Raw genomic sequence first — 6,758 nt, 5'->3', positions numbered from 1 at the left:
GTTCAGTGGCTTCGATTTATTTGTGGACCTTGTCAATGGAGTAAGCTAAAAGGAGCAACAACATGGAGAAAACAATAAAAGAACAGCTCATAGCATTGAAGGAAGACGATTTTCAGAAATTTACGGCTGCACTTATTCCTACAATAAATAATGTATTAGGCGTTCGGCTGCCGAAGCTGCGCCAGCTGGCCAAGTCGATAGCAAGTGATGACTGGCGTACCTATTTAAAGGATGCGGATAGCGAGTACTTTGAGGAAGTGATGCTGCAGGGGATGGTCATTGGTTATGCTCAAGCAGATATCACAGAACGTTTAAACATTGTCGCTGAATTTGTTCCGAAGATAGACAATTGGTCAGTCTGTGACAGCTTTTGCAATGGGCTGAAATTTACAACGGACAATAAGTCAGCGGTATGGGATTTCATACAGCCGTATTTGGTATCTGACAAAGAGTATGAGATACGCTTTGGTGTCGTTATGCTGCTTGGCTATTATATTGAAGAAACTTATATCGAGCGCCTCTTGCAGCTGCTTGATCAGACGAAACGAGAGACGTATTACGTCAAGATGGCGGTAGCATGGGCATTGTCGATTTGTTATATTAAGCAGCCAGAGGCTACTATGAATTATTTGAAAAGCGGTGCTAATTCTTTAGATGAGTTCACCTACAACAAAGCTCTGCAAAAAATAATAGAATCATACCGCGTCGATCAAGAAACCAAAATCATAATACGCGGTATGAAACGAAAAAAAAGCTAAGGCTCAAAGCCTTCCTGGCTTACATAAATGCGATCCTCGGAAAAAACCTGCTTGAACCGCTCGTATACGACGCGATAAGCAGCCGGATGATACCATTCCTCAAGACCTAGCTGCTCATACAAAGCATCGATGCCTAGTTGTCGCGTTCGTTTTCCACTGCTTCCGTCACCCATAAAATAATCGTCTATGCAGATGCGATCAACGAGCGGTCGCAGTATTTCGGCGAATTGCTCACTGCTTGGCAGCATGGGAGCAATCGTCGCTTGAGTGGGAACGCCCGCATCAGCCAGCAGTTGAAGCGTCTTTAGCCTAGCCTTAATCGGTGGGGCATTCGGTGAAAAATGTTTTCGAATGTCCTCGCGATCTGTTTCCACTGTCATACTGACGCGTACCTTCTCTCCAAGTCGCAAGAGCAGATCGATATCCCGCTGAACAAGCGGGCTTCGCGTTTGCACGAACAAAAAATCAGGCGGGTCATCAACCATCACCTCGAGCAAGGAGCGAGTAATTTGCTCCTTATATTCAATCGGCTGATAGGGATCAGTGCTGGATGACATAAAAATAGTAACCGGACCTTTAGACTTTTCTCTTAAAAATTGTTTGCGAAAAACTTCAGCAGCATTTTTCTTAATATCAACCCATGTTCCCCATTCGGCGCCTCGAAATAAAGAAACAGGCATTTTCCGCACATAGCAGTAGGAGCAGCCAAACGTACACCCTGTATAAGGATTTAAGGAATGGCTGTAGCCGGTAAGAAAGCCGGTTCCTTTATTCAATAAGGTTTTGGGCTGTGTATATAAATATTCGATCGTCATATTAGTGTTTTTCCAGCTGAAGCAGCTTTGTTTTCATTTCTATGCCGCCGCGGTAGCCTGTCAGCGATCCGTTCTTTCCAATGACGCGATGGCAGGGAATTGTAATTAAGATCGGATTAGCGCCAATCGCTGTACCCACAGCGCGAACAGCTGCGGGCCGCTGGATTTGATGGGCAATATCGGAATAGGACTTCGTTTCCCCATAAGGAATATCGCAAAGTGCTTTCCATACTTCCTGTTGGAAGGCTGTTCCTTGATAGTGGAAGGAGATGCTGAATTGCTTGCGGGAACCTTGAAGGTATTCAGCTATTTCAATTGTATAAGGCTGGAGCAGTTCAACATTCTCTAATAAAGGGCTGCCTGGATAGCGGGTATTTGCCCATTGGACCAGCTCGTCTATCGGTTCATTCTGAGAGCCGATAAAACAGAGACCTTCCGTTGTGGCTGCAACATACAGGCTCCAAGCCTCGTGCGTGAGCAATGTCCAATAAATGGGCGGTTTACTGTGTTTGGTCATTCGAATCAGCCTCCTGTTTGTGCAATTGCCGATAGGCTGCGGGTGTGCAGCCGGTCTTCTTTTTAAACAACGTTACAAAATACGGCGTATTGTGCATGCCGACGCTTGAACCGATCTCTGAAATGGACAAATCGGATGATGTCAGCTGCTCCTTCGCTTTATCGACTCGTAATTGCTGTATATATTCAACGGGTGTCATGTGTTTGATTTTTTTGAAGGTCCGATGCAGATGATAGGGGCTGCCGTGGCATTGATCGGCAACGACTTGTAAAGTTAAGTTGTTCATATAGTTTCTGTCGATATATTCGGCAGCCAAATGAATCCATTCATCATCAGGCAGGCGCATCCCGGTAGGCTTGCATCGTTTGCATGGGCGAAAGCGGGCAGATAAAGCTTGCTCGGCTGTAGAGTAGATAGCAATATTTTCTTTGTTGGGCGGTTTGGATTTGCAGGATGGCCTGCAAAATATCCCTGTCGTTTTCACCGCGTAAAAGAAGATCCCGTCATAAGCAGCATTGTTGCTTAAGATGGCACGCCACCTTTCCTCGGTCAATGTTTCTGAGTGTTGTTTCACCATTTTGCTCACCTCCATCATTAGTATAACCTCGAAAGTGAACGTATGTACGTATTTTAGAATGTAAAAGCAAGATAACGAAAGCGAGATGATYAGAGAGTAGACTTTGATCCTGACGCGCAATCGCGTAAAATAGAAGGTGGCGATTGGATGAGTGAAACGGGAAATGAACCCAAAAATTACGATTTTGAAATTTGGGATGAACGATATCAACTCGAAAGTCCCGATAATGAAATTGATTTGTATATTGCATTGAAGTAATGAGAGGTTATAAAAAATATAGCTTTAAAAGGAGCACAATATCATGTCATTGCCACTTTCGAAACAGCTTAATCGGGATTTTATACTTAGCCAGCTTGAAGCTTTACTGAACATTCCAAGCCCTAGCGGGTACTGCATGGACATTGTGAAGCATCTTGGAGTGGAAGCAGAGAAGCTTGGCTATTCGCTCGAAATAACGCCAAAAGGCAACGGAATGATAACCATTCCAGGCGTCAATTCAGAGAAAGTGATCGGCATAACCGCGCATTTGGATACGCTTGGAGCGATGGTTCGTTCGATCAAGTCTGATGGGATGCTTCGCTTCACATCGATCGGGGGCTATAATATGCAAACGGTCGAAGGGGAGTATTGCGTTATTCACACGCGTGACGGCCGGAAATATGAGGGAACGGTGTTGTCTACGAAAGCCTCTGTGCATGTATACTCCGATTCGCGGGAGTGGAAGCGCGAAGAAGCGAATATGGAAATTCGCATAGATGAGCTGGTGAAAACCAAAGCAGATACAGAGGGGCTGGGCATTTCCGTAGGCGATATCATTTCGTGGGAGCCGCGAGTGCGCATCTTTCCGAATGGCTGGGTGAAGTCACGGCATTTGGACGATAAAGCAAGCGTAGCAGCACTGCTTGGATTAATGGAATGGTTCAAGCGTGAAGGGAACACACCTGCACATACACTCAAGCTGATCTTCTCGACCTACGAAGAGGTGGGACACGGAAGTTCTTATATTCCTGAGGATATAACGGAGATGATTGCGGTGGATATGGGAGCGCTGGGAGATGATCTTTCTGCGACAGAGCAGGATATATCCATTTGCGCCAAGGATTCGACTGGACCATACGATTATAATATGACGACTAAGTTAATTGAATTAGCGAAGCGTGAGAACCTAGCTTATGCAGTAGATATTTACCCGCACTACGGCTCCGATGCATCGGCTGCGCTGCGCGGCGGAAGCAATATTCGTGCGGCATTAATCGGACCGGGCGTTCACGCTTCCCACGGCATGGAACGCACACACGCAGATGCCATTGTTGGCACGTCTGCTTTGCTTCTGGCTTATGTCATGGAGTAAGATTTCTAGTTAATATACAATAGGTAGAAAAAATGCGAAGAAGAGCAGCGATGACATCGATGCTCTTCTTTTTTTGATGACTAAACTTGTCAGAAAGACAATGAAGTAGGACGTTAGTAGAAGAGCGCCAAGCGTTATTTTGGGACAAAAAGATAGGGAATGCTCTATGATTTCAGTGCTTTAGAAGCTTTATATTTATCCCGAATGATGTTGGTTTATCCTGACAGGGTGCAAAATATAGATTGCTGAAACGTATGATCGATTAGCTGAGAACGATGGAATATCCGCTTTTTAGGCTCCAAATAGTCCCTTTTTCAATTCAAACCCCGCTTTTTTTTGTTTTTTAAGTGTAAATTTGCGGCAGTTAGGGGTTAAAACGTACAGGAAAAAGAGGAATGCGAAATATGTCGAATGGTGTTTTACTGCTGCTTAGGTAGGATGCTGGTCAATAGTCCCTTATTTTTTCGCTGAATTAGTGGAATTTTAATTGGATTCTTCGTTCGTTGGAAAGTGGCAAACAGGAAAAAACCTTTATTTTACATGGGTTAGAGGGAAAATGCATGCGGGAAAACATGAGTCCCAAGTGGGACTTTCACCCATTATTTATTAAGCGCTTTCAATAGTCAGAATTATCAATTTGGCGATAAAAAACATGACATGACATATCCCACTATTCGCATCAATTAGGAGTCCGTACTTATGAAAACCATAATGAAAATGAGCAAGATTGTCTAAGTGTGACCATGTCTTTATTCCCTCAAGAATTATTATCATCTGTGTCATACTAGAGTGCAAAGAGAGACAAGAAGCTTTCCAAAACTCAAAATGGTTGAGCGAGCTGATGAATGGAGGTTTCAGAGATGAATGTTTCAAATCAGGAGCAGAAGCAGATGAAGCTGAAGCAGTTTTTGAAAATACTATCCGAGGATCCTTCTCTACTACAGAAAGACGGTCAATCGGAAGCGAGGTCGCTGCCTGAGCTGCTTATGGCAACTGGCTGCCTAATCCATAATGAACCGATTGACATGGCGAAGCTGATATCTCAGCTGCTCGGTAAGATCGGCCTGCAAGCCTGCTCTGACGATATGATGGAGCATGTAATGAATGGCGGGACCGTGGATGAGTTCATTAATAACACGAGATGATAACATTTTATGTCTAAGCAGGAATCCATGGATAAACCTATTCCTGTAAACAAATGACGCCCAAAAGTTCGCGTTTCGAATAATTAGAGAATTTTAATATTCATTAAGAACAACTTTTGTGAAGTTCGGCAACGGATGATTTTAAAGCAATGGAGGAAATGATTTGGAATTAAAACAGTATTGGATCATCGTCAAAAGAAGGCTATTGATGATAGCTTTAATTATTTCAGTGAGCTGTCTAACCATCGGCATTTACTCCAGCTACTTTATCAAACCACAGTATGAAGCATCCGCTAAGTTAATTGTTAACCAGTATAAGGACAGCAGCTCGCTCATTCCGAGCATAGATGTTGGATCGATTAACTCCACGATCGGACTTATCAAAACCTATAAAGAGATTTTGCGAACGCCGCGAATGATGAAGCGAGTTGTCAAGCAATACCCGGATCTCGGTGTGACATACGGCGAGCTCATCGGCAAGGTAAGCGTAAGCTCAGTGAATGAAACACAGGTCATGTCCATATCGGTACGAGATGACTCCTATGAGCAAGCAGCAAAGATCGCGAATGCGATCGCCATCGTTTTTCAAAAATCGGTTCCAGAGCTGATGAAGGTAGATAATGTTTCCGTGCTGGACCAAGCTGATCCGCATGAACAACACGGGCCCGTTGCTCCGAATCCTAAGATGAACATTGCGGTCACGTTCATGCTGGCATTGATGGTAGGTGTAGGCATATCCTTCCTGCTGGATTACTTGGATGACACGATTAAGACCGAAGAGGACATCGAGGCACTGCTGGAAGTACCAGTACTAACATCGATTCCGAGGTTCGAAGAGCGGGATGCGACAGAACACAGCAGCAACGCCACGTTAAAGACGAATGCAGGGAGGGAACAAAATGTCTCGTTTGATTCCTAAATGGAACTTGATAACGGAGCTTAATCCCAAATCGCCCATTTCTGAAGGGTACCGGATGCTGCGGACAAACATTGAGTTCTCGACAATTAATCAAAAGCTGCAAATTATTATGGTCACCTCTTCCAAGCCAAGCGAGGGCAAAAGCACGACATGCGCCAATATGGCAGTCGCGTTTGCACAAGCAAGCAAAAAGGTGCTTCTGATTGATGCGGATCTCCGCAAGCCTTCGCAGCATCATATCTTTGGGAAGTCCAACCGCAGCGGCTTAACGACGGCTTTATTGAACCAACTGAAGCTTGAGGACATCATTCAGTTTACGAATACGGACAATCTGTCCATTATCCAAGCGGGGCCAACGCCTCCCAATCCTTCCGAGCTGCTCTCGTCGGAGCAAATGGCGGAGCTGCTTAAGACAGCTAGAGAGCGGTACGATGTCGTCATTATCGACACGCCGCCGATCATGTCTGTAACGGATGCTCAAATTGTAGCAACGCAAAGCGATGGGGTCGTTCTTGTGATCGACTCGGGAAAAGTGAAAAAAGATGTTGCCCTTAAAGCAAAAGCGTCACTTGAACATGTGAAAGCAAATCTTATCGGCGTCGTGCTTAATAAGATCAATCGAAATCATTCAGATATCTACTCTTACTACTACRGAGAAAAGACAGAAGCTTAATCG

8 protein-coding genes are annotated in these 6,758 nt (G+C 44.6%); 5 read left to right on the top strand and 3 right to left on the bottom strand.

Annotated features, from left to right (window positions below; all coding sequences use genetic code 11):
* Positions 1-62 precede the first annotated feature (62 nt).
* The gene (locus tag AB4Z17_RS30810; RefSeq protein ID WP_441908592.1) at positions 63-758 is read left to right on the top strand and encodes a DNA alkylation repair protein; all 696 of its coding nucleotides are present in this window, start codon (positions 63-65) and stop codon (positions 756-758) included.
* Here AB4Z17_RS30810 and AB4Z17_RS30805 read toward each other — a convergent pair.
* The 3 genes from AB4Z17_RS30805 to AB4Z17_RS30795 are packed head-to-tail and all read right to left on the bottom strand — an operon-like array spanning position 755 to position 2,667.
* Positions 755-1,573, bottom strand: a complete 819-nt coding sequence (locus AB4Z17_RS30805; RefSeq protein WP_441908591.1) for an SPL family radical SAM protein — start codon at positions 1,571-1,573, stop codon at positions 755-757. The genes AB4Z17_RS30810 and AB4Z17_RS30805 overlap by 4 nt on opposite strands.
* Before the next feature lies 1 nt (position 1,574).
* Positions 1,575-2,090 carry a methylated-DNA--[protein]-cysteine S-methyltransferase gene (locus tag AB4Z17_RS30800; RefSeq protein WP_441884917.1) on the bottom strand — a complete coding sequence of 172 codons (516 nt, stop codon included), beginning with the start codon at positions 2,088-2,090 and terminating at the stop codon, positions 1,575-1,577.
* Positions 2,074-2,667 carry a bifunctional transcriptional activator/DNA repair enzyme AdaA gene (locus AB4Z17_RS30795; RefSeq protein ID WP_441908590.1) on the bottom strand — a complete coding sequence of 198 codons (594 nt, stop codon included), beginning with the start codon at positions 2,665-2,667 and terminating at the stop codon, positions 2,074-2,076. Before AB4Z17_RS30795 ends, AB4Z17_RS30800 begins: the two co-directional genes overlap by 17 nt.
* 301 nt (positions 2,668-2,968) lie before the next feature.
* On the opposite strand from AB4Z17_RS30795, the gene AB4Z17_RS30790 reads away from it, so the two are divergent.
* The 4 genes from AB4Z17_RS30790 to AB4Z17_RS30775 all read left to right on the top strand — a co-directional run bounded on the left by AB4Z17_RS30790 (position 2,969) and on the right by AB4Z17_RS30775 (position 6,755).
* Positions 2,969-4,018, top strand: a complete 1,050-nt coding sequence (locus AB4Z17_RS30790; RefSeq protein ID WP_441908589.1) for a M42 family metallopeptidase — start codon at positions 2,969-2,971, stop codon at positions 4,016-4,018.
* An 860-nt stretch (positions 4,019-4,878) separates the two neighbouring features.
* Positions 4,879-5,163, top strand: coding sequence for a hypothetical protein (locus AB4Z17_RS30785; protein ID WP_430059502.1), 285 nt, complete (start codon positions 4,879-4,881; stop codon positions 5,161-5,163).
* A 163-nt stretch (positions 5,164-5,326) separates the two neighbouring features.
* Positions 5,327-6,082 carry a YveK family protein gene (locus AB4Z17_RS30780; protein WP_441908588.1) on the top strand — a complete coding sequence of 252 codons (756 nt, stop codon included), beginning with the start codon at positions 5,327-5,329 and terminating at the stop codon, positions 6,080-6,082.
* Positions 6,063-6,755 carry a CpsD/CapB family tyrosine-protein kinase gene (locus AB4Z17_RS30775; RefSeq protein WP_441964097.1) on the top strand — a complete coding sequence of 231 codons (693 nt, stop codon included), beginning with the start codon at positions 6,063-6,065 and terminating at the stop codon, positions 6,753-6,755. The genes AB4Z17_RS30780 and AB4Z17_RS30775 overlap by 20 nt, the downstream gene beginning before the upstream one ends.
* Positions 6,756-6,758 lie beyond the last annotated feature (3 nt).

It is taken from the genome of Paenibacillus sp. TAF43_2 (assembly GCF_052113545.1).
GTDB lineage: Bacteria > Bacillota > Bacilli > Paenibacillales > Paenibacillaceae > Pristimantibacillus.
The sequence above is the reverse complement of the archived record's forward strand: the minus strand, read 5'-3'. Positions and strand labels throughout refer to the sequence as shown.